Origin of the sequence: Streptomyces sp. NRRL WC-3626 (assembly GCF_000718785.1) — a bacterium.
GTDB lineage: Bacteria > Actinomycetota > Actinomycetes > Streptomycetales > Streptomycetaceae > Streptomyces > Streptomyces edwardsiae.
This window is the reverse complement of sequence record NZ_JOCA01000014.1, coordinates 95,582-122,279: the sequence shown is the minus strand read 5'-3', so window position 1 is coordinate 122,279 and position 26,698 is coordinate 95,582. Positions and strand designations below refer to the sequence as shown.

Here is a 26,698-nt window from a genome sequence, read left to right as displayed (position 1 = left end):
GGCGGAACCGGGCCGGTCCCGCCCCGGGCGGCCCCCGCCCCTCACACCTTCCGGTACGTGTACGCCTCCACGGCCGCCGCCTCCACCGCCGCCAGGTCCGCGCCCGTGGAGGCCGTGACCACCGCGGCCACCGCGCCCTCCACGAACGGCGCGTCCACCAGCCTGGTGGGCTCGGGCAGTTCGTCGCCCTCGGCGAGCAGCGCCTTCACGGTGAGCACGGCGCTGCCCAGATCGGTCAGCACGGCCACCCCCGCCCCCCGGTCCACGGACGCGGCCGCCGCGGCGATCAGCTCGGCGCTCGTGCCGAGACCACCGCCTTCGGTACCGCCCGCCGGAGCCACGGGGACCGCCGCGCCCGCGCCCGCCAGACCCTGCGCGAGCTCCGCCACCGACGCGGCCACCGCGGCGCTGTGCGACACCAGCACGATCCCGACCAGGTTCTCGTCACTCACCGCCGGCCTCCGCGTCCACGAGCGCGGCGATCAGCAGCGCCGCCGAGGTGGCCCCCGGATCCTGGTGACCGATACTGCGCTCACCCAGATAGCTGGCCCTGCCCTTGCGCGCCCGCAACGGCGTCGTCGCCACGGCACCCTCCGAGGCGGCGTCCCGCGCGGCGGCGAACGAGTCGCCGAGCGCGTCCACCGCCGGCACCAGCGCGTCGATCATCGTCTTGTCGCCCGGCGCCGCACCTCCGAGCTGCCGTACCGCGTCCACCCCGGCGCGCAGCGCCTGAGCCAGCTGCCCCTCGTCCACCTCGGCGGCGTCCCCGAGCGCCTTTCCGGTACGGCGCAGCAGGGTGCCGTAGAGCGGTCCGGAGGCACCGCCCACGGTCGAGATGAGCAGCCGCCCGGCCTGGACCAGCACGGCCCCCGGAGTGGCGGGCGGCTCCTTGTCCAGCGCGTCGCGCACCGCCCGGAAGCCGCGCTGCAGGTTGCTGCCGTGATCGGCGTCCCCGATCGGTGAGTCGAGCGCGGTGAGCCGCTCCGCCTCACGGTCCACGGAGGCGGCGGTGACCGTCATCCAACGGCGGAAGAAGTCGGCGTCGAGCAAGGAAACTCCTCGTGTGGTCATGGCCTCGGCGTTTCTCACATACCCCAGCGCAGCCCCGCAGTCCGCACCGGCGCGTCCCACAGCCGCAGCAGCTCCTCGTCGACCTGGCAGAGGGTGACCGAGGCGCCCGCCATGTCGAGGGAGGTGACGTAGTTGCCGACCAGCACCCGGGCCACCGGCACCCCGCGCTCGCCGAGCACCCGCTGCACCTCGGCGTTGAAGCCGTACAGCTCCAGCAGAGGCGTCGCGCCCATGCCGTTGACCAGGACCAGGACGGGGCTGCGCGGGCTGAGGTCGTCCAGGATCGCGTCGAGGGCGGCCTCGGCGATCTCGCCGGACGTCATCATCGGCCGCCGCTCCCGGCCCGGCTCGCCGTGGATGCCGATGCCCAGCTCCAGCTCCCCGTCGGGAAGGTCGAAGGTGGGGCTGCCCTTGGCCGGCGTGGTGCAGGCGCTCAGCGCCACACCGAAACTGCGGGAGTTCTCGTTGACCTGCCGGGCGACGGCCTCCACCCGCTCCAGCGGCTGTCCCTCGTCCGCCGCCGCGCCCGCGATCTTCTCCACGAACAGCGTCGCCCCGGTGCCGCGCCGGCCGGCCGTGTACAGACTGTCGGTCACCGCCACGTCGTCGTTCACCAGCACCTTCGCGACCTGGATGCCCTCGTCCTCGGCCAGCTCGGCGGCCATGTCGAAGTTGAGCACGTCACCGGTGTAGTTCTTCACGATGAACAGCACCCCGGCCCCGCTGTCCACGGCCGCCGCCGCCCGCACCATCTGGTCGGGCACCGGGGAGGTGAACACCTCACCGGGACAGGCCGCCGACAGCATCCCCGGCCCCACGAACCCGCCGTGCAACGGTTCGTGCCCGGACCCCCCGCCGGACACCAGCCCCACCTTTCCGGCGACGGGGGCGTCCTTGCGTACGATCACCCGGTTCTCCACGTCCACCGCCAGCTCGGGATGGGCCGCGGCCATCCCGCGCAACGCGTCCGCGACCACGGTCTCCGGGACGTTGATGAGCATCTTCATGGGTGCCTCCTGGGAGAGCTGGCAGGTGGGTGACGGGCCTGCGCCGTCGCTGGTCGGGGCGGGCAGGGGAAGTGGTCGATCGTGGGCGGTCCACGGCGGCCGTGACCGGGTTCCCGCGGTCATGATGCCGACTTCGGTGGCGCGGTACCGAGATCTCCTCCGGTGGGTCGACCGCGTGCCGACAGGAGCCCTATGGAAGAAGTATCGACCTTGAGGCCGTGAAGGTCACGTGAGGCCGCACCGCGGCGCTCGGTGGAGCGGACGTCGGCCTCTCCGCGGGCGGCCGGCCCGCCGCCGGATCCCGGGGGAGGCGATTCCGTCAACACAGGGGCCGCACCGGGTACTTACTCATGCCGCGCTGAGTACCCGCGCTCATGTCCCGTACGTCCCGCCCGGCGATGATCGACGGCAGAGGGCAGCCAGGGAGCTTCGCCCGGTCCAGCCGATGAAGTGTGGGAGATTCTCATGTCGCCTCGTATGGTTCTGTCCGTCGCCGCCGGTGTCGTGGTGCTGGCCGGTGCCGGTGCCTTCGCTCTCGCCCACGCCGGCGAGCAGCCTCCGGCCCTGGGGGACAGCGCCGCGCGGTACACCGCTCCCGGCGCGGACCGCGACGGCTCGCTCACCTTCACCACGGACGTCACCGCGTCCTCGGGTGTCAAGAGCGTCAAGGTCCTGGCCTGGCCGGAGAACTCCTCCTTCGCCCAGCAGGAGCTGACCGCCAAGGACATGGCCGCGGCGGAATCCGCCACCTGCGAGCCCTCCGGCCAGGACAGCGCCCGTTGCGCCTACACCGTCACCGTCACCAGCGCCGACGCCGACTCGTCGCCCGGCGGCCTGTGGCACATAGCGGTCCTGGCCACCGCGGACGACGGCTCCAGCACCCTGGACACGAAGGCGGCCGACTTCACGGCCGGATAGCCCCGAACACCGCGCGTCGCGGTTCTTGCCGGTCGGCGACACCGCGAGTGGGACGCCCTGCCTGTTCGCCGCCCGCGGGCGCACGGGAGCGTGCGAACGGCGGACCCCCGGCCGGGCGCCACGGTTTCGCCGGGGTGGTCGCGCGCGGGTAACTACAGTGCTGTAGAAGTCTCTTCCGGAGCATGATCGTTCACCGATCCCGTGTCCGGCCGATCCGGCCGGGGGCGGACCGCCGCAGGCCCGGAGGAGACAAGGCAGCAGGATGCCGCAGCACCAAGACCACCCGGTCGGATCCACCGCCCCGTCCGGGCGCCGGCGACTCGCGCGCACCTGCCGTGACATCACGCAGGCCCGCTGGTTCGCCCTCACCGTCTTCGCCCTGATCCTCACCAACGCCGCGCTGCTGGGCCTGGAGACGTACTCCGGACTCGTCGAGGAGTGGCACCGCTGGTTACGGCTCGCCGAGCACGCCTGTCTGGCCGCCTTCACCGTCGAGATCCTGCTGCGCGTGGCCGCCCACGCCGACCGTCCCCGGGACTTCGGCAAGGACCCGTGGAACCTCTTCGACCTCGCCGTCATCCTGTGCACCCTGCTGCCCGTCGTCCGTGAGAACACCACCGTGCTGCGGCTGCTCAGGCTGGCCCGGGTGCTGCGCACCGCCCGCTTCCTGCCCCAGCTGCGCATCGTGCTCGTCGCGGTCGCCCGCAGTCTGCCCGGCACCCTGAGCTTTCTGCTCGTCGGCGCGCTGCTGCTGTACATGTACGCGATGGTCGGCTGGGTCTTCTTCGGCCGTCACGACCCCGAGCACTACGGCTCCATCGGCCGCGCCGTCCTCACGCTCTTCCTCCTGATGATGCTCGACGGCATAGGTGACGCCGTCCACGCGGGACTGGAGATCTCCCGCTGGAGCCTGCTCTACTACGCCTCCTACGTCCTGCTCGCCTCCTTCGTCCTCGTCAACGTCCTCATCGGTGTCGTCCTCACCTCACTCGAGGAGGCCCGGGACATGGACGAGGGGGAAGGGGAGGCACCACCCGCGCGCCGGCCGGCGGAGGGACAGCAGCTGCGCCTGCGTATCGAGGCGGCCCGCAGGGCCCTGGACGACCTGGAACGCGACCTCGCCGCCGGGAGCGGGCCGTTCGGAGGCGAGGAGCGGGCGGGCGCGCGGACGGTACCGGGTCCGGAGCGACGGGCTCGCCGTCCCCGACCGTGATGTCATCCGGCGGGAGTACGGATCGGCCGTCCGCCGTGCGGTGGTACGGCCGTCCGGGCATGCTCGTCGCGAGGCGGCACCGTATGCCCGTGGCCGCCGTACGGAGGCCGTCCTTGAAGATCGTGCGCATCGCCCTCGCCACCCTGCTGGTCACCGGCGCCCTGTCGGCCGCCGCGGACGCGGCCGAACCACTCGAGTACGTCGCGCTCGGGGATTCCTACGCGGCGGCGCCCCTGGTGCCGCCGCCCGATCCGGCGGCCCCGCTGTGCGTGCGCTCCCTGGCCGGCTATCCGCGCATCGCCGCGGCGGCGCTCGGCGCGCGGCTCACCGACGTCAGCTGCTCCGCCGCCACCGTCGGCCATCTGAGCGGCTCCCCGTACCCGGGCACCCCGCCCCAGTACGACGCGCTCACGCCCGGCACCGACCTCGTCAGCATCACCATCGGCGGCAACGACACCGGCCTCTTCGACGAGGCGCTGCGCTGTGTCAACGTCCTGCCCCCGCCCCTCGGCACCAGCTGCGCGGAGCGGAACACCGCGGGCGGCACCGACAGGGTCGCGGCCCGCATCGACGCCTGGGCGCCCGTCTTCGCCGGCGTCCTGGACGAGATCACCCGGCGTGCGCCGAACGCCGAGATCTTCGTCGTCGGCTACGGCAACTACTTCCGTGCCGACGGCTGCCATCCCGTACAGCCCTTCTGGAAACAGGACGCCAACTACCTCCAGGGCGCGGTCGGCCACCTCGGCGACGCACTGCGCCGAATGGCCGAGGCGCACGGCGCCGCCTTCGTCGACACCTACACCCTGGGCATCGGCCACGACACCTGCGCCGCTCCCGCCGACCGCTACATCGAGGGCGTGGCCCCCACCAGCCCGGCCGCACCCCTGCACCCCAACGCCGCGGGAGCGCGGGCGATCGGCGGTGCACTGGCCGCGGCGGTCCGCGCGGGGCACGCGTGAGCCGAGCGCTCCCGCGTCCCGGCACGGCCGGCCACGGCCGTACGCGCGTGCCGCCGGGTGGCGCCTCAGACGCCCCGTACCGCGTGTTCGGCGAGCGGGCCGATCGAGAGGCCCGCGGTGCGGCAGTCGTCCACCATGCCGGGGAGGGCGTCGAGTGTGGCCCGCCAGCTGTCCGGGGCCGACATGCGGTCCGTGTCGTGCAGCAGGACCGTCTCGCCGCCGCGCAGATGGGCCGTCACGGCCGTACGCACCGACGCCGGGGTGGCCCGGGCCGTCCAGTCCCTGCCCCAGACGCTCCACAGCACCGGCCGCAGGCCCGCCGTACGCGCGGCGGCCCAGCGTCCGCCGGTGAGGATGCCGTAGGGCGGGCGGTACCAGCGGGGGCGCCGGCCCGTTGCTTCCAGGACCGCGCCGGCCGCCCGCAGCAGGGACCGTACGTCGTCCGCCGGGGCCGGCCGCCAGGGGCGGTCGTGGCTCCAGCCGTGCACGGCCAGTTCGTGCCCCCGGCGGAACGTCTCCCGCACCACGGCGGGATGCCGTACGACGCCGTCGCCCAGGACGAAGAAGGTCGCCCGGACGTCCAGCGCGTCCAGGGCGTCGAGGAAGCGCGGGGTGGACTCGGGATCGGGCCCGTCGTCGAAGGTCAGTGCCACATGGGCGGGGTCTCCGGCGCCGGCGAGGCGCGGGAGACGGCTGCGCACCACGGGCAGCCAGGTCGCCGCCGGGACGATGTGCGCCGCGCCGACGGCGGCGAGCGGAGCGAGCACGGTGGCCGTCGCGTGCCGGAGGGTGGGGGGCATCGGCGCTGACTCCTCACGGCACCGGCCGGCCCGGGCCGGTGTCCGGCGGCCGTGGTGCCTCGTCCCAGTGTCCGGAGACCGACGGGGCGCGCGCCAGTTGGGCGGTGCCCGCCCCGATGAGCAGCAGGCCCGCCACCGCGGGCACCACCCGCACCCCGAGCGTGATCTGCTCCCCGAACAGCGCCCACCCCAGCGCCACGCTCGTCAGCGCGTCACCGAGGGTCAGAGCGGGCTGGGACGCCGCCAGCGTCCCGGCCCGGAACGCGGCCTGCAGCAGCAGGAAGGCGACGCCCCCGGCGGCGGCCGTCGCGTAGAGGGGCCATGTCGTCAGCAGGGTCCCCACACCGTCCGTGAGCCTGCCGGTGACCTCCTTCAGCAGCGCCGCCGTCAGGGCGAACGACACCGCGGACGCCAGCCCGAGCAGTGCCGCGCGGGGTGCGCCGCGCACCCCGCGGGACATCACCGTCAGCACCACCACGACCCCCAGGACCACCCCCGCGGCCACCAGCCACCGCCCCGCGGAGGCCGTGGAGCGGCCGGTGGTGGGGGCGGCCGAGGTCAGGAACGCCGCCAGCCCGGCGGCCAGCGCGGCGAACGCCAGCCATGTCCTCAGATCCGGACGGCGATGGAAGACCGCGCTGCCGACGACGAGCGTGAACAGCAGCTCGGCGGCCATCAGCGGCTGCACCAGCGCGAGACTGCCCAGGCCCAGGGCCGCCGCCTGCAGAACGGTGGACAGCGCGAGCATCCCCGCACCCGCCACCCACAGGGGCCGCCGCAGTACGTTCCGCAGCCAGCGGACGGCCTGGCGCGTCCCCGCGCCGCCGTCCGGCTCGTCCGCCGCGGCCCGCCGCTGCAGTACCGAGGCGGTGGCGTTGGACAGCGCCGCCAGCAGGGCCAGTACGACGACCAGCACGCCGTACCGCCGCTCAGCCGGACACGGCGGCGTGCGGGGCGGAAGGGTGAGTCATGGTGCACCTCGGCTGCGCGTCCGGCGGGGGGAGGGGGCACCGGGAGTATCCCGGACGCGGCCACCGAAACGCGGCAAAGGGTGTTTCGCCGACGTGGCGGAGGGAGACCCGCCATCCGTGCACGCACCGTCTCCGGCGCCCCACCGGTCTGCCCCGGCCAACCGCGGACTGCGCCTGCTGATCGTCAGCGCGAGCATGGGCGCCGGCCACGACACCGTGGCCGGCGAACTCGCCCGCCGCGCCCGCGAGCAGGGTCACGAGGCCCAGGCCGTGGACCTCCTGCGACTGCTCCCGCGCGGCCTGGGCACGGGGCTGCGCCTCTTCTACCGGTCGTCGATACGGCACTTCCCGTGGGCCTACGCGGGTATCTACCGCGCGCTGCTGCGCCCCGGACCGCACCGCCGGCCCGACGGCACCCCGCTCGCCCGGCTGGCGGGCGGCGGTCTCACCGACCTCGCGGAACGTTCCGGCGCCGACGTGGTGGTCCCCGTCTTCCATCTGGCCGCCCAGCTGACCGGCCACCTGCGGGAACGGCGGCTGCTGCGGCCCCCGAGCGCCGTCCTCCTGACCGACTTCGCCGTCCACCGGCAATGGCTCCACCCGGGCAACGACCTCTACCTCTGCCTCACCGACGAGGCCGCGCGGACCGTGCGCGAGACCGTCCCGGTGCCCGCCGAGGCGACGGGGCCCGTCGTGGCCCCCGGCTTCTCCGCCCCCGGCGCGGGCGCACAGGCGTGGGGCCGGCGCTTCGGGGCGTACGCCCCGGGGCGCCCGCCCGTCGTCCTGTCGGCGGGCGCCTGGGGCGCGGCCTCGGAACTGGAGGGGACGGCCCGGCTGCTCGTCGGCGCCGGCTTCCTCCCGGTGGTGCTCTGCGGCCGGAACGCGCACCTGCGGGCCCGCCTCGCCCGGGTTCCCGGCGCGCTCGTGCCGGACTGGGTCACCGACATGCCCGGCCTGCTGCACGCGGCCCGCGTCCTCGTCGACAACGCGGCCGGCCAGACCGCCGTACAGGCCCTCGCCGCCGGACTGCCCGTGGTGGGCTACCGCCCGCTGCCCGGTCACGGCGCGGAGGGCGTACGACGCATGGCGGCACTCGGCGCCTCGGAGCTCGCCCCCGACCCCGCCGCCCTGCTGAACGCCCTGCGGCGCCTGGCCCCGGACGGCCCCCACCGAGACCGACGCACCACACGCGGCCGTGAACTCTTCCACGCGGACGCACTGACCCGGGTGACGGCACTCGGCGCGATGGCACACGCGTGACGGGCCCGGACCGGGAACGCGCCTCACGTGTGCGATCGGCGGGGCGCCCGGAAGCGTGCGCGCAGGGGGCCCCGCCCCGGCCGGCACCCTCGGGGGAACGGGTGGCCGCACCCGCCGGCAGGTCCGCGCGGAGCGTGTCAGGCGTCCGCGGGCGGCGCCTGCGTGTCCCCGGTGGTCCAGCGGTGGCCGTGGTGGTCCAGGAGCCAGCGGCCGAACAGGGCGCCGCCGTAGATGACGAAGCCCACGCCGATGAGCCACGACTCGACGACGAGGACGACACCGACCGTGCCGTAGCTGATCGCGTTGTCCACGATCAGCGGGGTGAAGACGAAGTAGGAGAAGCCCCGCAGACCGATCAGGCCCGCCATCGTGGCGAGCGCGCCCGGCAGCAGGTGCCACCAGCGGACCTGGCCGCCCAGCAGGAAGCGCTGCCCCCACCAGAAGAACAGGACGCCCGTCACCAGGGACAGGGTGATCCGCTCCGGCCCGTGCAGGGCGCCGCGGGTCTGCGCCTCCTGGTAGAGGAACGCGGTCAGCACGCACAGCCAGGTCGCCTGGCGCCAGATCCGGTGCCAGGGGCCGGGGGGCAGGTTCCAGATCCGCTCGAAACCGTTCTGCACACTGCCGCCGAACGGGATGCCGAACGCGGCGAGAGCCACCACACCCCACACGCTGGTCGTGCCGACGACCTTGCGCGGCGGGCTGATGATCTTCGTGAGCACGCGTGACGACCGGCCGGACAGCCCCATGCCGTCCGCCAGCCAGGCGGCGAACCCGCCCCGCCCGAGCGGATCGGCGGCGGCGATCACGATGAACAGGGGCGCCAGAGTGACGAGCGCCAGCGTGGCGAACCCCATGGCCCTGTGCATCAGTTCGAGGTCACGGCCCCGCCGCAGCAGCGTATCGGCGCCCAGCCACTCCCAGCCACGCCGGAACGCGCGCAGATGACGCCTCACGGTGCGCTCCTTCGTCGGCTCGCCTGTACGCACCCGGACGCGGCCGCCACTGCCACCCGCGCGGTCCGCGAGCCGAAGGGTACGCCGACACAGCGCCCCCGGCGGGTACGCGGCCACGGCCGCCCGGCACTCGCGGCGACCGCGCCGTGGCGTCCACGTCAGTGTCGGATTCACCTTTCACCGCGGCCGCGAAACACGCCCTGCGCCGCGTGCGGGAACCCTGTCCGCCCGGCGGGTGACACGGGTTGCGCTACCGCCCTGCCGTCAGAGCCCCGTCCGCGACCTTGAACTCCACGTCCACGACCCCCTCGACGGCGCGCACCGCGCGGGCGGCGACGGGCACGAGGGAGGTGTCGGGGACGCGTCCGGTGAGGGTGACGACGCCGTCGGCCACCTCCACCCCGACCGTGCCGGGCGGGGACGGGAAGAGCCGGCCGACGACCTCCCGCCGGACCTCCCCGGCGATCTCGTCGTCCGGGCGCAGGAACACCTTCAGCAGGTCTACCCGGCTGACGACGCCCCGCAGCAGCCCCTCGCCGTCCACGACGGGCAGCCGCTTCAGCCGGAGCCGTGCCATCACCCGGGCCGCCTGGGCGACGGTCGCGTCGGCGTGGACGGTGACGGCGGGGCTGCTCATCAGCTCCCCGGCGGTCAGCGCCCCCGCCCTGGCCAGGTCGGACAGCCGGCGCAACTGGGTGAGCCGGTCGGGGTCGCTGTCGCGGAACTCCTCCTTGGGCAGCAGATCGGCCTCGGAGACGACGCCGACGACCCGGCCCTCGCCCTCCAGCACGGGCAGCGCGCTGACCTTCCACTCCTGGATCAGCCGGACGACGTCCTTGAACGGGGTGTCGCGGCCGACCGCCACGACGGCACGCGTCATGACGTCGCCCACGGTGTACGGGCTGCCGTTCACGGCGGTCACCTGCTTCCGCTGCCGTAGGGGGCGTACAGGTCGAGCAGCCGTACCCGGGTCGCGTGCAGCCGCTGGGCGACCACCCGGCCGACCCACACGGCGATCATCCGGCCGAGTTCGGCGTCCGCGGCGCACAGCGCGCGTACGCCCTCCGCGTCGAACTCCCAGGCCCGTACGGGGGTGGTGGTCCCGGCGCCCAGGTGCCACAGGCACGGCGGGTAGTGCCAGGACCAGCCGATCAGCTCACCGTGGCCCAGCGACTCGATCACCGCCGCGCGGTGGCCGGGCACCTGAAGGTCGAGGGCGACGGATCCGGTCCGCACGATCCAGAACCGGTCGGCGCGCCGGCCCTCCTCGAACAGCCGCACCCCGGCGCCGAAGGAGACCTCGCGGGCGTGGTCCATCAGCCGGTCCCGGTACTCGGCCGGGAGACCCGCGGTCAGCGTGGTGGTGGAAGTCATCGCCGTCTCCTCTCGGTGGCTGCCGCCGGAGCCGAACGGGCGACTTCGCGGCCCTCGATGCCAGCGTGCGACCGCCCCGGAGGAGACACCACGGGCCGACCGGCCCCGACAGGGGGCCGTTGGGCCCCATCAGGGCCGTGGCGGGGTGTCCTCCGCGGTGCGCGGCGGCAGCGTCTCGCCCTGGATGACGCGCGGGGCCCCGGGAGTCCCGGGCGTCTCCTCCCGCTCCTTCATCGCGCGGGCCTCGGCCTTGAGGATGCGGGCCGACTTGCCCGCCGAGCGGGTCAGTTCCGGGAGCTTCTTGGCGGCGAGGACCGCTATGACGACGATGAGGATGACGGCCAGTTCGCTCAGTCCGAACATGGGTGCAAAGCTCCTTCTCCGTGGCACGGACGGCCCGGGCAGAATCTACATCACTGTAGAGAACGGCGGGGGCGGTCCGGCGTACGGATTCCGCGGGCGTCTATACGATGTCTGCCCGGCGAACAGGCGGCGGCGGAAGGGAGGCGGGCGTGACGGAGCAGCGGGAGGGTTCCCGGCGCCGTGGGCAGGGTGAGCTGGAGGCACTGGTCCTGGCGGCGCTGCGGGAGGCGGACGGTCCGGCGACGGCCGGCCGGGTGCAGGAGCGCCTCGGCGGCGACCTCGCCTATACGACCGTCATCACCATCCTGACCAGGCTGCTGGCCAAGGGCGTGGTCACCCGGGAGCGTACGGGCCGGTCCTTCGCCTGGACGTCCGCGTCCGACCAGGCGGGCCTCGCCGCCCACCGGATGCGCCGGGTGCTGGACGCGGAGAGCGACCGGGAGGCGGTGCTGGCGAGCTTCGTCACCGGTCTCGGACCGGACGACGAACGCCTGCTGCGCGAACTGCTGCGCCAGACGCAGGACGAAGGGGAAGTCTGAGGCCGCCATGGGGGTGTTCGTCCTACTGCCACTGGTGCTGCCCCTGACGGCGTGGCCCATCGCGCGCCTCGCCGAGCAGCATCTGCATCCGCGCACGGCGACCCGGCTGCTGACCGGGGTCGCCGCGGTGATGGCGGTCTGCAGCACGGTCTGTCTGGGGCTGCTGATGGTCGTGGGCACCGCCCAGCTGCCCGGCAACCCGCTGCCCGACGGCTGGTCGGACCCCGAGGTGCGGGCCGCGGTGCCGTACGACGAGGTGGCCGGGAAGGCGGCGATCCCCGCCCTGTGCGCCGTGCTCACGGCATGCGCGCGGACGCTGTGGCGGCACGGGCGGGTGCGCCGCCGCGCCCACCGGGCGCTGGCCGGGCTGCGCGGCACGGAGACGGCGGTCCTGCCGGACGACGTCCCCTACGCCTACGCGCTGCCGGGCGGCCGGCGGGACCGTGTCGTGGTGAGCACGGCGCTGCTGGAGCGTCTGGAACCAGGCGAGCGCCGGGCGCTGTTCGCCCATGAACGCGCCCATCTCGCCGCCCGTCACCACCGCTTCCTGCTCGCCGTCCAGCTGGCCGCGCGCGCCAACCCCTTCCTGCGTCCGCTGCGCACGGCGGTGGCCTATACGGCGGAGCGGTGGGCGGACGAGGAGGCGGCGCGGACGGTCGGCAGCCGCCGTACCGTGGCGCGGGCGATCGGCAAGGCGGCCCTGGTGTCACGCGGTACCCCCGTGGCGACGCTCGCCGGCCTCGCCGCGGCGGGCCCGGTGCCGCGCCGGGTGGCGGCCCTGCTGGGGCCCGCGCCGGCGGCGCGCCGGCTGCCGTCGCTGTTCACCCTGGCCGGCCTCGCGGTGTGGGGGGCCGCCGCGGGGACCGCCGTGTCCGCGATGTCGTCGGCGAACTCCGCCGTGACGATGGTCCTCATCCTGTACGCGGCCACCCCCCTGTGACCCGCGGCGGCCGGCCCGTTCAGAGGTCGAACTCGTGCGGCGGCAGGTCGAGGGCGTAGCAGGCCTCGCGGACCACGGCCCGCTCGTCCTTGTCGAAGTCGCCGTCGGCGCCGCCGATGACGATGCCGATCTGGATGACCGCGCGCGCCTCGGCGGGCTTCTTCTTCGCCTTGGCGATCTCCTGCAGGACGCTCACCTTGCCGAAGGCGAAGTCGGCGGTCAGCTTGCCGATGTTCTCCTCGAAGCGGCGGCGCAGATCGTCGGCGGGGAAGTTCTGCAGCACCTCGTTGCCCGCGATCAGCTGGGCCACGCGCTGCCGCTCGGACGGGTCGACCGACCCGTCGGCCGCCGCCACCAGCGCGCACATCGCCATGCTGGCGTCGCGGAAGGCGCCGCTCTTCAGATCGTTCTTCTTCGCCGTCAGCTGGGTCTGCATCTGGGATGCGGACTCCTTGAAGCGGTCCCACAGGGCCATGAGAACTCCGTACGTGGTCGGGAGGGCGCCCGGCCTGAAAGATCTCCGGGCGCCCGGTTCTTCTACACTAATGTAGAAGTCACTCCTCCTCCTCGCCGCCCTCCTCGTCGCCCTCGAAGAAGTCCCCGATCTCGTCCACGACCTCGGCCGCGACCATGCCCCCGACGACCCCGACCGCCAGCCCGGCGGCACCCGCCGCGACGGCCGTCCCCACGCCGGGGCCCGAGGATTGGTGGTGATGGCCGGCGGAGGAGTGGTGCGGGACATGGGGCGCCGGGCGCTCGACCAGCTCGCGCATCCAGCCGTCCACCTCGGCGGTCCAGTCCCGGGAGTCGTGATGGCCGACCCGGAACACGGTCAGCGCGTCATGGCCCTCGGAGAACAGCCCCCCGCGCTTGTCGGCCTCCAGGACGACCTCCATGCCGTCCGGACCGGCCAGGAAGGTCACCTCGACCTCGTTCACCCGGTGCGCGTACTGCGCGGAGGGGGTGATCTCGATCTCCTGGTAGAACGGCAGCCGCTGCCCGGTGCCGCCGATGTGGCCGTACTCCAGGTCGGCCGACCGGAAACCGAAGCCGAGCGCCCCGAACGCCTCCAGGACCGCCTCCTGCGCGGGCAGCGGGCTGACGGTCAGCCGGTCCATGTCGCCTTTGTCCCTGGCCCCCGCCACCGACAGCTCGGTCCGTACGCCGAGCACGATGCCCAGCGGCTGTCCGTACAGCTCGGTGACCGGCGTCTCCCACGGCAGCGTCACACCGAACGGCACGGCGAGCTGTTCGCCCTCGCCGAGCCGGAAGCCGCCGCCGACCGTGAACCGCTCGAAGACGACGGCGCCCTCGTGCTCGCCCTCCTCCCGCTCGGTCTCGACCCGCGCCACCAGCTCCAGCGTGATGGCCTCGACGTCGAACGCGGCCTGGCCGCCCTCGAGACGGACCTGGCCGCTGAGCGCCCCGCCGGGCAGGACCGGGCCGGGGTCCAGCACCGTGTCGACGGTGGGGCCGCCCACGCCGAGCGAGCCGAGCAGTCGTTTGAACACCATGGTGGCGTCCACTCCTTAACGTGCGTATGTGCCATGAAAGGGGTGCCGCACGGACGGCGGCACGCGATATAACTTCTACAAGCGAGTAGAAGCATAGAAGGGTGGGGCCGGGCCGTACTTTGCCTCTCCTTTACAGTTGCGGGTACGGGGAACACGGTCCCGGCCGCGATCGTTGACCCTCCGTACACCCACAGAAGGAGCACGTACTTGTCCGGCAGACCGACGGACCCTCCGGGGCACAGTCCCCGACCATCCCGCCAGGAACCCCCTGGACACGGCACACGGCGGGATGGTGTTCGATGAGTGCCGCGAACGCCCTGCTGGGCCTACTCGCCGTGTTCGTCCTGACGGCCGGTACCGGATACTTCGTCGCCCAGGAATTCGCCTACGTCTCGGCCGACCGCCTCGCCCTCGCGCGCGAGGCCGCCGCCGGCGACCGCAAGGCCGCCCGCGCCCTCACGGTGCTGGAGCGGCTGTCCTTCATGCTGTCGGGCGCGCAGCTCGGCATCACCGTGACCGGACTGGTCGTCGGCTTCATCGCCGAACCCTCGGTGTCCGCGCTGCTGAGGCCCGCCCTGTCCGGCACGGGCCTGCCCGACGCGGCCGTGAGCGGCATCTCCGTCGTGCTGGCCTTCGTGCTGGCCACGGTCGTCCAGATGGTGCTCGGCGAACTGGCCCCGAAGAACCTCGCCATCGCCGTCCCCGAGCGTCTCGCGAAGGCACTGGCCGGCTCCACCCTCGCCTACCTCAAAGTCGTCGGCCCCCTCGTGCGCGTCTTCGACGGCGCGGCGAACCGGCTGCTGCACCGGGTCGGCATCGAACCGGTGGAGGAGCTGCACCACGGCGCCACCCTCGAGGAGCTCGGCCATCTGATCGGCGAGTCCCATGAACAGGGCGCGCTGCCCGAGGACACCGCCGCACTGCTCGACCACGCCCTGGAGTTCTCCGACCGGACGCTGGACGAGGTGATGGTGCCCCGCGTGGACGCCGTCTTCGTCCGCGCCGACGCCACCGCCGCCGAGGCGGTCGACCTCATCGCCAAGTACGGGCACTCGAACTACCCCGTGCTCGGCGACCACCCCGACGACGTCGGCGGCGTCCTCGGCGTGGCCGAGCTGATGCGGCTGCCCGCCGACCGGCTCACCGGCACCACGGCCGGCGCGGTCGCCCGCCGCCCGCTGCTGCTGCCCGACACCCTCCCGCTGCCCGACGCCGTCACCCAGATGCGGGAGCGCGACGACGAGTTCGCGGTCGTCCTGGACGAGCACGGCGGTGTGGCCGGCATCGTCACCTACGAGGACATCGCCGAGGAACTCGTCGGCGACATCGCCGACGAGACCGACACCGTCACCCGGGTCGCCGTCGCGGACGGCGACGGCTGGCTGGTGGACGCGGGCCGCCGGCTGGACGAGGTGGCCGAGGCCACCGGCGTCGAACTGCCCGAGGAGGACGACTACGACACCGTGGCCGGCCTGGTCGTCGACCGGCTCGGCCGCTTCCCCGCCATCGGGGACCGGCTCACGCTGCGGCTGCCCGACGGGGACGGCGCCGTGATCGACGTACGCACCCTCGACCGGCATGTGCCCGAACGCGTGAGGATCAGCCGAGTGGTCCGTGAGACGGAGGAGCAGGCATGAGTTTCCCGATGGCGCTCTTCGTCACCGTGCTGCTGCTGATCGGCAGCGGATTCTTCGTGGCCGCCGAGTTCGCGCTGGTCGCCGCCAAACGGCACCGCATGGAGAAGGCCGCCGCCGAGGGCCGGGGCGGCGCCAAGGCCGCCCTCGCCGGTATGCGCGAGCTGTCCCTGATGCTGGCCGGCGCCCAGCTCGGCATCACCGTCTGCACCCTGGGCCTCGGCTCGGTGTCCAAGCCGGCGATCTCGCACGAACTCGACCCGCTGCTGCACCGGCTGGGCCTGCCCAGCGCGGTCAGTTACGGCGTCGCCTTCGCCGTCGCCATGATCGTGGTGGTGTTCCTGCACATGGTGGTCGGCGAGATGGCCCCCAAGTCCTGGGCCATCGCCCACCCCGAGCGGTCCGCGATGCTGCTCTCGCCGCCCTTCCGGGCCGTGGTGAAGTCCGTACGGCCGCTGATCTCGGTGCTGAACAGGATGAGCAACGCCCTTGTACGGCTGTGCCGGGTCACCCCGCGCGACGAGCTGGCCCCGGTCCACGACCGGGAACAGCTCACCCATCTGGTCGCGGAGTCCGAGCGGCTCGGCCTGATCAGCGAGACGGACTCGGAGCTGCTGACGCGTTCGCTCACCGAACCGGAGACCCCGGTGCGGGAGCTGCAGGTGCCGGAGTCCGAGATCGTCTCGGTGGACGGCGGCGCCGGCGTGGACGAGATCCTGCGGATCGCGGCGGAGCACGACCGCACCCGGCTGCTGGTGCGCGAGCAGGGCGTGGTCCTCGGTTCGGTGCACGCGCGTGACGCCGTGGTGGCCCGCTCCCGGGGACGGGCGGCCGGTGCCCGCGCGCTCGCCCGCCCGGTGCCGGAGCTGACGGACGACGCCACCGTCGCCGACGCGATCGATCTGCTGCGCCGCCGCCGGGCCTCCCTCGCCGTGGTCCGCGACAGTACGGGCCGGCTCACCGGCATGGTCAGCCTCGACGACCTCCTGGCCCGCTTCCTGCAGCCCCAGGCGGCCTGAGGCCTGTCCGGCGGATCGTGCCGGGGTCGCGGGGTCCGGCACGGGCATCTGCGGCGTTGTCGTCGGTTGCCGGGCCCTGGGGGCTGAGGGTCCGGGGCCGGGCCTCCCGGGCGGCGGCGCGGAGCGTCAGGCCGGCCCCGGGGGGCCGGCTCCGTCCGTCCGCCGGCGTCGTTCGTTGTGCCAGGCGATCGCCCGCCGGATGTCCGGCTCGTGCAGCCCGGTCCGGCGGGCCAGCTGGACCATGGACAGGACCGGAGGGCCGGACGTCAGCGCCCGGGTGATCTTCGCCGCCCACAGCTCCTCCTCCACGAACGGGCGGCGCCGGTACGTCTCGCGGATCATGTCGAGATGCGTCCCGCAGCAGGCCGTCACCCGGCGCAGGCCGTCGGACCAGTCGTCGGTGGGATGGGCGGAGGACGAGTCCGCGACATGGCCGACCACCGCGTCACCCGCCGGGAACGTTCTCCCGCAGAGGTCGCACAGTTCCAGCGGCAGGGTCTGGCCGCTCCGGGCGTGCTTCCTGCGCTTCCACATCGCGAGCTCCCGCCGGCCGGATGCGGCCAGCGTACTGCGCGGTGTCCGCACCGGACACCGCACGGAACCCCGGCGGGAGGAGCCGCCCGGCGTGTCGGGTCCCCGTCCCGGGGCACTGGAGGACGATGGGAGACCGACCGGCGGCAGCGGGCTGAACGGAGGCGACCGGGGTGGAGCAACGGGGCGCACCCGGCGCGACGGACGACGGCACGGACGTACGACGGCACATCCCGCGCACCGACGCCGTACTGCGTGATCCCCGGCTGCTGCGGGCGGTGGACCGGCTCGGGGCCGGACGGGTGAAGTCGGCCGTCCACCGGGCCCAGCAGCGGGCCCGCGAGGGCGCCGTACCGCCGGAGGCCGTGGCCGACACCGCCGTGGCGCTGCTGCCGGGGTCGGCCGGCGGACTGCGCCCGGTGCTCAACGCCACCGGAGTGGTCCTGCACACCAACCTCGGCCGGGCCCCGCTCTCCGCGGCGGCCCGGCAGGCGGTGGCGGACGCCGCCGGACCCACCGACGTCGAACTCGACCTGAACACCGGCGTACGGGCACGCCGGGGCCGTACCGCGCTGGCCGCCCTGCGCGCCGCCGTGCCGGCCGCCGACGCCGTGCACGTCGTCAACAACGGGGCCGCCGCCCTGGTGCTGGCCGCCACCGCGCTCGCCGCCGGACGGGAGATCGTCGTCGGCCGGGGCGAGCTGGTGGAGATCGGCGACGGCTTCCGCCTGCCCGATCTGCTGGTCTCCACCGGCGCCCGGCTGCGCGAGGTCGGCACCACCAACCGCACCACCGCCGCCGACTACGCCGACGCCGTCGGCCCGGACACCGCCTTCGTACTGAAGGTGCACCCCTCCAACTTCCGTATCACCGGCTTCACCCGCGCCGCGCACATCACCGAACTCGCCGACCTGGGCGTCCCGGTGGTCGTCGACATCGGATCCGGACTGCTCACCCGTCACCCCCTGCTCCCCGAGGAGCCGGACGCCCACAGCCAGTTGACAGCGGGGGCGGCACTCGTCACCGCGAGCGGCGACAAACTGCTCGGCGGCCCCCAGTGCGGACTCCTCCTCGGCCGCGAGGACCTGATCCGCGCGCTGTTCCGGCACCCGCTCGCCCGCGCCCTGCGCGTCGACAAGCTGACCCTCGCCGCCCTGGAAGCCACCCTCGACGGCCCCGCCACCCCCACCGCCGAAGCGCTCGCCGCCGACCCGGCGGAGCTGAACCGGCGCGCCGAGCGGCTCGCCGCGCTGCTGCGCGCCGACGGCGTCGACGTACGGGCCGTGCCGAGCGGGGCGACCGTGGGCGGCGGCGGAGCCCCCGGTGTGATCCTGCCCAGCGCCGCCCTGTCCCTGCCCGAACCCTACGCGGCGGCCCTGCGCACCGGTCCGGTCCCCGTCGCGGGACGCCTGGAGGCCGGGCGCTGCCTGCTCGACCTGCGGGCGGTACCGGAAGAGGACGACGAGCGACTCACCGACGCCGTCCGGTCGGTGGAGGGACGGTGGGCCCCATGAGGGTGCTCGCCACCGCCGGACACGTCGACCACGGGAAGTCCGCCCTCGCGCGGGCACTCACCGGAATGGAACCCGACCGGTTCGCGGAGGAGCGGCGCCGGGGCCTCACCCTGGACCTCGGCTTCGTATGGACCCGCCTCGACCCGCCGGACGGCGAACATCTGGCCCTCGTCGACGTGCCGGGCCACGAACGGTTCGTCGCCACCATGCTCGCCGGCGTCGGGCCCGTACCGGCCGTGCTGTTCGTGGTCGCCGCCGACCAGGGCTGGCAGGAACAGTCGCAGGAACACCTCGACATCCTCGACGCGCTCGGGGTGCGCCACGCCGTCCTCGCCGTCACCCGCAGCGACCTGGCGGACCCCGGACCCGTCCGCGCGGACGCCGCGAAACGCCTCGCCGCCACCACCCTCGGCGCGGTGCCCACGGTCGCGGTGAGCGCGGTGACCGGCGGGGGAGTGGACCGACTGCGCAAGGAACTCGCCACGCTGGCCCGCGCGTTGCCCGTGCCGCCCGCCGACGCGGATGTACGGCTGTGGCTCGACCGCTCCTTCACCGTGCGCGGTCACGGCACGGTCGTCACCGGCACCCTCGGCGCGGGCACCCTGCGCACCGGCGACCGGCTGGTGACGGGGGACGGCACGACCACCGTGCGGGTGCGCGCACTGCAGTGCCTGAACGAGGAACGGGACGCCGTCGGCGGTGTGGCACGGGTGGCCGTCAACGTCCACGGCGCCCCCGACGCCGTACTCGGGCGCGGACAGGTGCTGCTGACACCGGACCGCTGGCTGCCGGCCGCCACGGTCGACGTCCGGATCGGCACGACGCCCGTCGAGGAGTTGCCCCGCGCGTCCACCCTGCACATCGGTACGGCGGCCGTGCCGGTGACCGTCCGGCCGCTCGGCGCGGACACGGCCCGGCTGACCCTCGCACGGGAGCTGCCCCTGCGGATCGGCGACCGCGCGGTACTGCGCGAACCCGGCGGCCGGCGCCACCCCCCGCGCGGGGTGACCGTGCTGGACGTCCGGCCGCCCCCGCTCACCCGGCGTGGCGCGGCCCGCACGCGCGCGGCCGAACTGGACGGCATGACCGGCCGTCCCGACGGCGCGGCGGAACTGCGGCGGCGCCTGCTCGTCCGCCGTACGGAGCTCGAGGCCATGGGGGCACCCGCCCCCGCGCCACCGGTCGCCGGTGACTGGCTGGCCGACCCGGAGCACTGGACGGCGCTGCGGAACCGGCTCGGCGAGGAAGTCGCACGGCACGCCGTGGACCGCCCGCTGGAGCCCGGCCTGCCCACCGAGGAGGCCAGGCGGCTGCTCGAACTGCCCGACCGGGCCCTGGTCGACGCCCTCGCCGACGTCCCGGGCCCGGTGACACTGAGCCGCAGCAGGGGACGGCTGCACCGGCAGCGGCGGGAACCCGTGCTCCCGCCCCCGGTCCGGGCCGCCGTCGACACCCTCCGGGAGGAGCTGGAGCGGTCGCCCTTCCACGCCCCGGAGGCCGGCCGGCTGGCCGAACTGGGCCTGGGCCGCAGGGAACTCGCCGCCGCGGTCACCGCGGGCGCGCTGCTGCGGGTCGGCGACGGCATCGTCCTGCTGCCGGGCGCGGACACCCGCGCCGCCGCCGTACTGCGCGCCCTGCCCCAGCCGTTCACCCTGAGCGCGGCCCGCCGGGCCCTCGACACCACGCGCCGGGTCGCCGTACCGCTGCTGGAGTTCCTGGACGAGAAGGGGCTCACCGAGCGGGTGGACGACCAGCTCCGGCGCTGCCGGAGCGGAGGCGGACGGGAATCGAACCCGCCTGCCCGAGATCCCCGGGCACCTCGGTTTTGAAGACCGGGAGGGCCACCAGGCACCCACACGCCTCCACCGCCCGCCCAGGCTACCGGCTCACCCGCCCCGAACCCCGACAAGGAGCCCACGTTGACGAACTCCCCCACGCGGGCACCCGTACGCCTCACCCGGTACGCGCACGGCGGCGGCTGCGCCTGCAAGATTCCGCCGGGCGAGCTGGAGGACGTGCTCGCCGGACTCGCCGCGCCCGTGGCGGCCGCCGACGACATCCCGCTCCTGGTCGGGCTCGCCACCGGCGACGACGCGGCCGTCGTCGCCCTGCCGGGGCGGCGCGAGGCCGTGGTGTCCACCGCCGACTTCTTCACCCCCGTCGTCGACGACCCCTACGACTGGGGCCGTATCGCCGCGGCCAACGCCCTCTCCGACGTGTACGCGATGGGCGGACGGCCCGTCGTCGCCGTCAACCTGCTCGCCTGGCCCCGCGACGTGCTGCCGTTCGAGCTGGCACGCGAAGTCCTGCGCGGCGGACTGGAGACCGCGGCCGAGGCGGGCTGCCACGTGGGCGGCGGCCACAGCGTGGACGACCCGGAACCCAAGTACGGCATGGCCGTCACCGGACTCGCGGACCCGGACCGGCTGCTGCGCAACGACACCGGCCGCCCGGGCGTGCCCCTGTCGCTCACCAAACCCCTCGGCCTGGGCGTGCTCAACAACCGGCACAAGGCCACCGGCGAGCGGTTCGCGCAGGCGGTGGCCACGATGACGGCCCTCAACCGGGACGCTGCCGCCGCCGCCCTCGCCGCCGGCGCGACCTGCGCCACCGACGTCACCGGCTTCGGCCTCCTCGGCCATCTGCACAAACTCGCCCGCGCCTCGAACGTCACCGCCGTCGTCGACACCGCCGCCGTGCCCTACCTCGACGGCGCCCGCGAGGCCGTGCGGGACGGCTACGTCAGCGGCGGCACCCGGCGGAACCTGGACTGGGTGACGCCGTTCACCGACTTCGGGTCCGCGGACGACGCCACCCGGCTGCTCCTGGCCGACGCCCAGACCTCGGGCGGGCTGCTCGTCGCCGGGGAGGTGCCGGGCGCCCCGGTCGTCGGCGAACTCGTGGCGAGGGGCGCGCACTCCGTCGTGCTGAGGTGAGTCTCAGGGCTCCGTACCGGTGTTCTCGTCGATGCCCGCCCGCTCCCGGTAGGCGCGCACCAGCCCCCGGGCCGCCGGGCCGCGCGGACGCCGCCCCGGCCGGATGTCCACGGCGAACGCCTTCGCCTCCTGGATGTGCGTGTTGGGGTCGAGCGACAGATGCAGCAGCTCGTTGGCCGCGTCGCCCGTGCTGTAGCCGTTCGGGCCCCAGTGGTAGGGCAGCCCCACCTGGTGCAGGGGGCGGCCGTGCACGGTCAGCGTCGCCATGCGGTCGGTGACCAGCACCCGGGCCTCGATCACCGCGCGGGCGCTGACGATCGTCGCCCAGCCGGTGTGCTCCAGGCCCCGCTCGGCGGCGAGCGCCGGTGACACCTCGCAGAAGAACTCCGGCTGCAGCTCCGCCAGGTACGGCTGCCAGCGGGACATGCCGCCCGCCGTGTGATGCTCGGTCAGCCGGTAGGTGGTGGCGACGTACGGGAAGACCTCCGCGCCCGGTTCGCCGCCGCTCGGCTGATAGCGGTTGTCCGGGTGCGGCGGCGGCAGATGCCGTACCGGATTGCGCTGACGGCCGTACAGCAGATTGGGGAACGGGGAGTCCTGCGGCTCGTAGTGCGTCGGCAGCGGTCCGTCGGTGAGGCCGGACGGGACGTACAGCCATGCCTTGCCGTCGGCCTGCATGATGAACGCGTCGGTGCCGGACAGCGCGTCCGGTCCGGTCGCGTCCCGGGCCGGCCGGTGGTCGGGTGACCTGTCCCTCGTGAAGTCGGGGACGTCGTGCCCGGTCCACTCGCCCGCCTCCGCGTCCCACCACACCAGCGCCTTGCGCGCGCTCCACGGCCTGCCCTCCGGGTCGGCCGAGGCGCGGTTGTACAGCACCCGCCGGTTGGCGGGCCAGGCCCAGCCCCAGTCGGGGGCGACCCAGTTCTGTTCGCCGCCGGGGGTGCGGCGGTCGGCCTGGTTGACGCCGTCGGCCCGCACTCCGCAGTAGATCCAGCAGCCGCAGGTGGTCGAGCCGTCGTCCTTCAGCTGCTCGTAGCCCGCGAGCGGCGCGCCGTCGGCGTCGTGGCCGTTGATCTCGGCCAGCACGGCTTCGGCGTCCGGCTCGGCGAGCGGGCCCTTCGTCGGGTAGTCCCACGTCAGGTCGAGCAGCGGCCGGTCCATCGGATCGGTGGACGCGGCGAGCTTCTCCCGGATGATCCGCCCGAGGTGGAAGGTGAACCACAGGTCGCTGCGGGTCTCCCCGGCCGGCTCGACCGCCTGGTGGTGCCACTGCAGCAGCCGCTGGGTGTTGGTGAAGCTGCCGTCCTTCTCGGTGTGCGCGGCGGCCGGCAGGAAGAACACCTCCGTGCCGATGTCCTCGGTGCGCAGCTCACCCGTCTCGATCTCGGGACCGTCCTGCCACCAGGTGGCCGACTCGATGAGGGAGAAGTCCCGTACGACGAGCCAGTCCAGGTTCGCCATGCCGAGCCGCTGCAGCTTGGCGTTGGCGGAGCCGACCGCCGGGTTCTCGCCCATGAGGAAGTAGCCCTTGCAGCTGCCGTCCAGCTGGGCCATGACCGTCTCGTACGTCGAATGGGAGCCGGTCAGGCGTGGCAGATAGTCGAAGCAGTAGTCGTTCTCCGCGCTCGCCGCGTCGCCCCAGTACGCCTTGAGCAGGCTCACCAGATAGGCGCGCATGTTGCCCCAGTAGCCCTTGCCCGAGGCGTCGGCCCGGATGAAGGCGTCCAGGTCCTGCCGCTCGTGCGCGTGCGGCATCGGGATGTAGCCGGGCAGCAGGTTGAACAGTGTGGGGATGTCCGTCGAGCCCTGGATGGAGGCGTGCCCGCGCAGCGCGAGGATCCCGCCGCCCGGCCGGCCGATGTTGCCCAGCAGGCTCTGCAGCACGGACGCCGCCCGGATGTACTGCACCCCGACCGTGTGCTGCGTCCAGCCGACCGCGTACGCGAACGCGGTGGTGCGGTCCCGCCCGGAGTTCTCCGTGACCAGCTCGCACACCTGACGGAACACGTCCTGGGGGACCCCGCAGATCCGCTCGACCGCCTCGGGCGTGTAGCGGGCGTAGTGCCGCTTGAGGACCTGCAGCACACAGCGCGGGTGGGTCATCGTCTCGTCGCGTTCCGGCTCGCCCGGCGGGATCGAGGCACCGCCGGAGCCGTGTGACTCACCCCGCGCGGCCTCCGTGACCGTACGCTCCTCGAACAGCTGGTCGCGCTGCCCCGAGGCCGCCTGGACGTCGACGCCCTCGTACTGCCAGCTGCTCGGGTCGTAGGCGCGGCCGTCGCCGTCCAGCCCCGAGAAGACGCCGTCGAGGTCCTCGGTGTCGCGGAAGTCCTCCCGCAGGATCACCGGCCCGTTGGTGTACGCGGCCACATAGTCGCGGAAGAACGCCTCGTTCTCCAGGACATGACGGATGATCCCGCCCAGGAACGCGATGTCCGAGCCGGCCCGCAGCGGCACGTGCAGGTCGGCCAGGGCGCTGGTGCGGGTGAACCGCGGGTCCACGTGCACCACCTTCGCCCCCCGCGCCTTCGCCTCCATCACCCACTGGAACCCGACCGGATGGCACTCGGCCATGTTCGAGCCCTGGATGACGATGCAGTCGGAGTGCTGCAGGTCCTGCTGGAAGGTGGTCGCGCCACCGCGTCCGAACGAGGTTCCCAGACCGGGAACGGTGGAGGAGTGTCAAATACGCGCCTGGTTCTCGATCTGTACGGCGCCCAGCGCGGTGAACAGCTTCTTGATGAGGTAGTTCTCCTCGTTGTCGAGCGTGGCCCCGCCCAGGCTCGCGATGCCGAGGGTACGCCGGGTACGCGCCTCGTCGACCTCCCACTGCCAGCCCGCCCGGCGGGCCTCGATCACCCGGTCGGCGATCATGTCCATCGCCTCGCCGAGACCGAGACGCTCCCATCCGGTGCCGTGCGGGCGCCGGTACAGCACCTGCTGCTCGCGGGCGTCGCCGGTGGTCAGCTGCAGACTGGCCGAGCCCTTGGGGCAGAGCCGGCCGCGCGAGACGGGGGAGTCGGGGTCGCCCTCGATCTGGGTGACGCGCCCGTCCTCCACGTACACGTTCTGACCGCAGCCGACGGCGCAGTAGGGGCAGACCGACTTCACCACCCGGTCGGCGGTGGCGGTCCGGGGCGTCAGCCGCTCGCTTCGCCCGCTCCTGGCGGCGGCGCCGCGCCCCAGCGGGTCGGTGCCCGTGAGCTGGCGGTAGACCGGCCAGGAATCGATCCATGTGCGTACGCCCATGACGCCCGCCCTTCCCGGAAGTGCCGTAGGCGGTGGCGGAGTACCCGCCCGCCCGCGGTCCATTCCTCATCCGGCGGCTTCGAGCCGCTCCCGCTGCGGTACGACCGTGTACTTCGGGTCCTCGGCCGAGGCCACCCCGGCCCGGAACACACCGAGCCGCAGACACGCCGAGCCGGCCAGCAGGGCCGTTCCGGCGACGGCGGCGAGCGCCCGGCCGCGCCGGCCCGCGCAGGCGGCGAGCGCGGCCCCGCCGGCCGTGAGCACCTCGGCGGTGCGCAGCAGCGTACGCGGCCGGCCCTCCTCGTAGGGCTCGGCCACCAGCCCCATGCGGCCCGTCATCAGCCGGAAGGCGCCCACCTCGAGCACCGCGCCCAGGACGGCCATACGGCGTGCCGGACCCGCCTCGTCCACCGGTGCCGTCAGCAGCGCCCAGCCGGCCGCCGCCGTGGCGCCGGAACCGGCGAACACGAACGGCAGCTCACGGTGGCCCGCGTGCCAGGACGGCACGGCCGTGTCGGCGAGCAGCACGGCCGTGTACGTCGCCACCGCCGGACCGAGCGCGGCGGCGCACCCCGTCGCGGCGGCGCCCGCCGTCCGGTACCTGCCCGCGACGTCGGCGGCGGCCGCCGCCATCGTGAGCGGCGCGTAGCCCGCCAGCAGCCACGACCCCAGGTTCAGCGGCGACGTCGGCTTGATGACACGGAGCATGTTCAGAAACCGTTCCGGCCGGCCCAGGTCGTGCACCAGCGCGGCCAGCGACAGGGAGATCGCCCCCGCCGCCCCCACCTTCGCCGTCCGGCCCAGCGCCGGCCGCGCGGTGAGCTGCGCCCCGGCGGCCAGCAGCGAGGAGGCCCCGGCGAGACCGCCGAGGAAGAGATAGCCGCCCACGTCCAGCAGCTTCCAGGTGGGCTTCTTGAGGATCGGCCGGCCGTAGTACGAGGAGAACTCCGCGTCCGGGACCATGGCCCGCTCCCCGCGTCCACGGCGCCGCCCGCCGCCCTTGAACCCTTCCCGGGACCGGCTCATCGGGACCTCCTGACGAAGCTGGCCACGGCCAGCGCGGCGAGTGAGGCGCCGGCGGCCGCGGCGTGCCGCCACATGGCCGGCAGATCACGGGTGGTGACGACCGGGTCGGGAGGCAGCCCGTACACCTCCGGCTGGTCCAGCAGCAGGAAGAACGCGCCGTCGCCGCCGACCCCGTCACCCGGGTCCTCGCCGTACAGGCGCGCGTCGACCGTGCCCGCCGCGTGCAGCTGCGCCACCCGGCCGGCGGCGCGCTCCCGCAGTTCGTCCAGCGGGCCGAACTGGATGGAGTCGGTCGGGCAGGCCTTGGCACAGGCCGGTTCCATGCCCTCACCGAGCCGGTCGTAGCACAGGGTGCACTTCCAGGCGCGCCCGTCGCCCGGCCGCTGGTCGATGACGCCGTACGGGCAGGCGGGCACGCAGTAGCCGCAGCCGTTGCAGATGTCCTCCTGCACGACGACCGTGCCGAACTCCGTGCGGAACAGGGAGCCGGTCGGGCACACGTCCAGACAGGCGGCGTGCGTGCAGTGCTTGCACACGTCGGAGGACATCAGCCAGCGCAGTTCGCCGGGCGTGTCGGAGGCGGAGAGACCGCGGGCCGCGTCGAAGACGTCCACGTTCTCGTGACCGGCGGGCGGCGCGGTCTGCTCGATGAACGCCACATGCCGCCAGGTGCTCGCGCCGAGGCCCTGTGTGTTGTCGTACGACATGCCGGTGAGGTCGAGACCGTCCTCGGGGACGGCGTTCCACTCCTTGCAGGCCACCTCGCACGCCTTGCAGCCGATGCACACCGAGGTGTCCGTGAAGAAGCCCATGCGCGGCGGCGGATCGGTGTGTCCCGCGGCGCGTGCGATGTCGTCCGTCATACGGGGACCTCCTGCTCGGCCGGGCCCCCGGGTGCCCCGGG

General features: G+C 74.1%; 25 protein-coding genes, 1 tRNA gene and 1 pseudogene. 11 read left to right on the top strand and 16 right to left on the bottom strand.

Going from position 1 to position 26,698, the window contains the following annotated elements:
* Positions 1–41 precede the first annotated feature (41 nt).
* The 3 genes from IF28_RS0121825 to dhaK are packed head-to-tail and all read right to left on the bottom strand — an operon-like array spanning position 42 to position 2,078.
* A complete protein-coding gene (locus IF28_RS0121825; protein ID WP_030223065.1) occupies positions 42–452 on the bottom strand; it encodes a PTS-dependent dihydroxyacetone kinase phosphotransferase subunit DhaM in 411 nt (136 codons plus the stop codon).
* Positions 445–1,050, bottom strand: coding sequence for a dihydroxyacetone kinase subunit DhaL (gene dhaL, locus IF28_RS0121820; RefSeq protein ID WP_030223062.1), 606 nt, complete (start codon positions 1,048–1,050; stop codon positions 445–447). Before dhaL ends, IF28_RS0121825 begins: the two co-directional genes overlap by 8 nt.
* Before the next feature lie 35 nt (positions 1,051–1,085).
* Complete coding sequence (dhaK, locus tag IF28_RS0121815; protein ID WP_030223060.1) at positions 1,086–2,078, bottom strand: dihydroxyacetone kinase subunit DhaK; 993 nt, start codon at positions 2,076–2,078, stop codon at positions 1,086–1,088.
* A gap of 465 nt (positions 2,079–2,543) precedes the next feature.
* Between dhaK and IF28_RS0121810 the strand changes: the two genes are divergently transcribed.
* From IF28_RS0121810 to IF28_RS0121800, 3 genes are all read left to right on the top strand, one after another.
* Positions 2,544–2,996, top strand: coding sequence for a DUF5707 domain-containing protein (locus tag IF28_RS0121810; RefSeq protein ID WP_030223057.1), 453 nt, complete (start codon positions 2,544–2,546; stop codon positions 2,994–2,996).
* Between the two features lie 262 nt (positions 2,997–3,258).
* Positions 3,259–4,209 (top strand): ion transporter, encoded by a 951-nt coding sequence (locus tag IF28_RS0121805; RefSeq protein WP_030223054.1) that lies wholly within the window; start codon positions 3,259–3,261, stop codon positions 4,207–4,209.
* Positions 4,210–4,331: 122 nt separating this feature from the next.
* On the top strand, positions 4,332–5,168 hold the full coding sequence (locus tag IF28_RS0121800) for an SGNH/GDSL hydrolase family protein (RefSeq protein ID WP_234325317.1): 837 nt from the start codon (positions 4,332–4,334) through the stop codon (positions 5,166–5,168).
* Positions 5,169–5,233: 65 nt separating this feature from the next.
* On the opposite strand, the gene IF28_RS0121795 is transcribed toward IF28_RS0121800, so the two are convergent.
* The gene (locus tag IF28_RS0121795; RefSeq protein ID WP_051713823.1) at positions 5,234–5,968 is read right to left on the bottom strand and encodes a polysaccharide deacetylase family protein; all 735 of its coding nucleotides are present in this window, start codon (positions 5,966–5,968) and stop codon (positions 5,234–5,236) included.
* 13 nt (positions 5,969–5,981) lie between these two features.
* Positions 5,982–6,884 carry a DMT family transporter gene (locus IF28_RS0121790; RefSeq protein WP_030223047.1) on the bottom strand — a complete coding sequence of 301 codons (903 nt, stop codon included), beginning with the start codon at positions 6,882–6,884 and terminating at the stop codon, positions 5,982–5,984.
* A gap of 250 nt (positions 6,885–7,134) precedes the next feature.
* On the opposite strand from IF28_RS0121790, the gene IF28_RS0121785 reads away from it, so the two are divergent.
* Entirely contained in the window at positions 7,135–8,199 is a 1,065-nt protein-coding gene (locus IF28_RS0121785) for an MGDG synthase family glycosyltransferase (RefSeq protein WP_078621314.1), read from the top strand.
* 137 nt (positions 8,200–8,336) lie between these two features.
* Here the strand turns inward: IF28_RS0121785 and IF28_RS0121780 are convergent, their stop codons facing one another.
* The 4 genes from IF28_RS0121780 to IF28_RS0121765 all read right to left on the bottom strand — a co-directional run bounded on the left by IF28_RS0121780 (position 8,337) and on the right by IF28_RS0121765 (position 10,892).
* Positions 8,337–9,155 carry a hypothetical protein gene (locus tag IF28_RS0121780; protein ID WP_037893719.1) on the bottom strand — a complete coding sequence of 273 codons (819 nt, stop codon included), beginning with the start codon at positions 9,153–9,155 and terminating at the stop codon, positions 8,337–8,339.
* Positions 9,156–9,405: 250 nt separating this feature from the next.
* A complete protein-coding gene (locus IF28_RS0121775; RefSeq protein ID WP_030223038.1) occupies positions 9,406–10,068 on the bottom strand; it encodes a CBS domain-containing protein in 663 nt (220 codons plus the stop codon).
* A gap of 5 nt (positions 10,069–10,073) precedes the next feature.
* Positions 10,074–10,529 (bottom strand): cyclic nucleotide-binding domain-containing protein, encoded by a 456-nt coding sequence (locus IF28_RS0121770; protein ID WP_030223035.1) that lies wholly within the window; start codon positions 10,527–10,529, stop codon positions 10,074–10,076.
* Positions 10,530–10,658: 129 nt separating this feature from the next.
* Entirely contained in the window at positions 10,659–10,892 is a 234-nt protein-coding gene (locus IF28_RS0121765) for a twin-arginine translocase TatA/TatE family subunit (protein WP_037893716.1), read from the bottom strand.
* Positions 10,893–10,999: 107 nt separating this feature from the next.
* On the opposite strand from IF28_RS0121765, the gene IF28_RS0121760 reads away from it, so the two are divergent.
* Complete coding sequence (locus IF28_RS0121760) at positions 11,000–11,431, top strand: BlaI/MecI/CopY family transcriptional regulator (protein ID WP_078621305.1); 432 nt, start codon at positions 11,000–11,002, stop codon at positions 11,429–11,431.
* Between the two features lie 7 nt (positions 11,432–11,438).
* On the top strand, positions 11,439–12,371 hold the full coding sequence (locus tag IF28_RS0121755) for a M56 family metallopeptidase (RefSeq protein WP_030223028.1): 933 nt from the start codon (positions 11,439–11,441) through the stop codon (positions 12,369–12,371).
* A 19-nt stretch (positions 12,372–12,390) separates the two neighbouring features.
* Here the strand turns inward: IF28_RS0121755 and IF28_RS0121750 are convergent, their stop codons facing one another.
* Together IF28_RS0121750 and IF28_RS0121745 are read right to left on the bottom strand one after the other, a co-directional pair.
* Complete coding sequence (locus IF28_RS0121750; RefSeq protein ID WP_030223025.1) at positions 12,391–12,846, bottom strand: tellurite resistance TerB family protein; 456 nt, start codon at positions 12,844–12,846, stop codon at positions 12,391–12,393.
* Between the two features lie 79 nt (positions 12,847–12,925).
* Positions 12,926–13,885, bottom strand: a complete 960-nt coding sequence (locus IF28_RS0121745) for a sporulation protein (RefSeq protein WP_030223022.1) — start codon at positions 13,883–13,885, stop codon at positions 12,926–12,928.
* Between the two features lie 299 nt (positions 13,886–14,184).
* Here IF28_RS0121745 and IF28_RS0121740 point away from each other — a divergent pair, with 299 nt between their 5' ends.
* The gene (locus tag IF28_RS0121740) at positions 14,185–15,522 is read left to right on the top strand and encodes a hemolysin family protein (protein ID WP_030223019.1); all 1,338 of its coding nucleotides are present in this window, start codon (positions 14,185–14,187) and stop codon (positions 15,520–15,522) included.
* The gene (locus IF28_RS0121735) at positions 15,519–16,538 is read left to right on the top strand and encodes a hemolysin family protein (protein WP_030223017.1); all 1,020 of its coding nucleotides are present in this window, start codon (positions 15,519–15,521) and stop codon (positions 16,536–16,538) included. Before IF28_RS0121740 ends, IF28_RS0121735 begins: the two co-directional genes overlap by 4 nt.
* Positions 16,539–16,664: 126 nt before the next feature.
* Here the strand turns inward: IF28_RS0121735 and IF28_RS0121730 are convergent, their stop codons facing one another.
* A complete protein-coding gene (locus tag IF28_RS0121730; protein ID WP_030223014.1) occupies positions 16,665–17,072 on the bottom strand; it encodes a hypothetical protein in 408 nt (135 codons plus the stop codon).
* A 170-nt stretch (positions 17,073–17,242) separates the two neighbouring features.
* On the opposite strand from IF28_RS0121730, the gene selA reads away from it, so the two are divergent.
* The gene (gene selA / locus IF28_RS0121725; protein WP_030223011.1) at positions 17,243–18,583 is read left to right on the top strand and encodes an L-seryl-tRNA(Sec) selenium transferase; all 1,341 of its coding nucleotides are present in this window, start codon (positions 17,243–17,245) and stop codon (positions 18,581–18,583) included.
* Positions 18,580–20,325: pseudogene (locus IF28_RS0121720) on the top strand (SelB C-terminal domain-containing protein); the annotation flags it as partial. The gene selA and the pseudogene IF28_RS0121720, both read left to right, overlap by 4 nt.
* Positions 20,326–20,354: 29 nt before the next feature.
* On the opposite strand, the gene IF28_RS39260 reads toward IF28_RS0121720, so the two are convergent.
* A tRNA-Sec gene (locus tag IF28_RS39260) sits at positions 20,355–20,447 on the bottom strand.
* Between the two features lie 55 nt (positions 20,448–20,502).
* Between IF28_RS39260 and selD the strand changes: the two genes are divergently transcribed.
* On the top strand, positions 20,503–21,519 hold the full coding sequence (gene selD, locus IF28_RS0121715; protein WP_030223004.1) for a selenide, water dikinase SelD: 1,017 nt from the start codon (positions 20,503–20,505) through the stop codon (positions 21,517–21,519).
* Between the two features lie 3 nt (positions 21,520–21,522).
* On the opposite strand, the gene fdh is transcribed toward selD, so the two are convergent.
* From fdh to IF28_RS0121695, 3 genes are all read right to left on the bottom strand, one after another.
* A complete protein-coding gene (fdh, locus tag IF28_RS0121710; protein ID WP_234325308.1) occupies positions 21,523–24,768 on the bottom strand; it encodes a formate dehydrogenase in 3,246 nt (1,081 codons plus the stop codon).
* 66 nt (positions 24,769–24,834) lie between these two features.
* Positions 24,835–25,794 carry an NrfD/PsrC family molybdoenzyme membrane anchor subunit gene (nrfD, locus tag IF28_RS0121700; protein ID WP_234325306.1) on the bottom strand — a complete coding sequence of 320 codons (960 nt, stop codon included), beginning with the start codon at positions 25,792–25,794 and terminating at the stop codon, positions 24,835–24,837.
* Positions 25,791–26,657, bottom strand: coding sequence for a 4Fe-4S dicluster domain-containing protein (locus IF28_RS0121695; RefSeq protein ID WP_030222992.1), 867 nt, complete (start codon positions 26,655–26,657; stop codon positions 25,791–25,793). Before IF28_RS0121695 ends, nrfD begins: the two co-directional genes overlap by 4 nt.
* Positions 26,658–26,698 lie beyond the last annotated feature (41 nt).

Coding starts and splice junctions, on each gene's coding strand:
- IF28_RS0121770 (WP_030223035.1), bottom strand. CDS start 10,529: ATGACTTCCACCACCACGCTGACCGCGGGTCTCCCGGCCGAGTACCGG.
- IF28_RS0121810 (WP_030223057.1), top strand. CDS start 2,544: ATGTCGCCTCGTATGGTTCTGTCCGTCGCCGCCGGTGTCGTGGTGCTG.
- IF28_RS0121805 (WP_030223054.1), top strand. CDS start 3,259: ATGCCGCAGCACCAAGACCACCCGGTCGGATCCACCGCCCCGTCCGGG.
- dhaK (WP_030223060.1), bottom strand. CDS start 2,078: ATGAAGATGCTCATCAACGTCCCGGAGACCGTGGTCGCGGACGCGTTG.
- IF28_RS0121730 (WP_030223014.1), bottom strand. CDS start 17,072: ATGTGGAAGCGCAGGAAGCACGCCCGGAGCGGCCAGACCCTGCCGCTG.
- IF28_RS0121695 (WP_030222992.1), bottom strand. CDS start 26,657: ATGACGGACGACATCGCACGCGCCGCGGGACACACCGATCCGCCGCCG.
- IF28_RS0121735 (WP_030223017.1), top strand. CDS start 15,519: ATGAGTTTCCCGATGGCGCTCTTCGTCACCGTGCTGCTGCTGATCGGC.
- IF28_RS0121765 (WP_037893716.1), bottom strand. CDS start 10,892: ATGTTCGGACTGAGCGAACTGGCCGTCATCCTCATCGTCGTCATAGCG.
- IF28_RS0121760 (WP_078621305.1), top strand. CDS start 11,000: ATGTCTGCCCGGCGAACAGGCGGCGGCGGAAGGGAGGCGGGCGTGACG.
- IF28_RS0121755 (WP_030223028.1), top strand. CDS start 11,439: ATGGGGGTGTTCGTCCTACTGCCACTGGTGCTGCCCCTGACGGCGTGG.
- IF28_RS0121740 (WP_030223019.1), top strand. CDS start 14,185: ATGAGTGCCGCGAACGCCCTGCTGGGCCTACTCGCCGTGTTCGTCCTG.
- IF28_RS0121785 (WP_078621314.1), top strand. CDS start 7,135: ATGGGCGCCGGCCACGACACCGTGGCCGGCGAACTCGCCCGCCGCGCC.
- nrfD (WP_234325306.1), bottom strand. CDS start 25,794: ATGAGCCGGTCCCGGGAAGGGTTCAAGGGCGGCGGGCGGCGCCGTGGA.
- IF28_RS0121750 (WP_030223025.1), bottom strand. CDS start 12,846: ATGGCCCTGTGGGACCGCTTCAAGGAGTCCGCATCCCAGATGCAGACC.
- IF28_RS0121795 (WP_051713823.1), bottom strand. CDS start 5,968: ATGCCCCCCACCCTCCGGCACGCGACGGCCACCGTGCTCGCTCCGCTC.
- IF28_RS0121745 (WP_030223022.1), bottom strand. CDS start 13,885: ATGGTGTTCAAACGACTGCTCGGCTCGCTCGGCGTGGGCGGCCCCACC.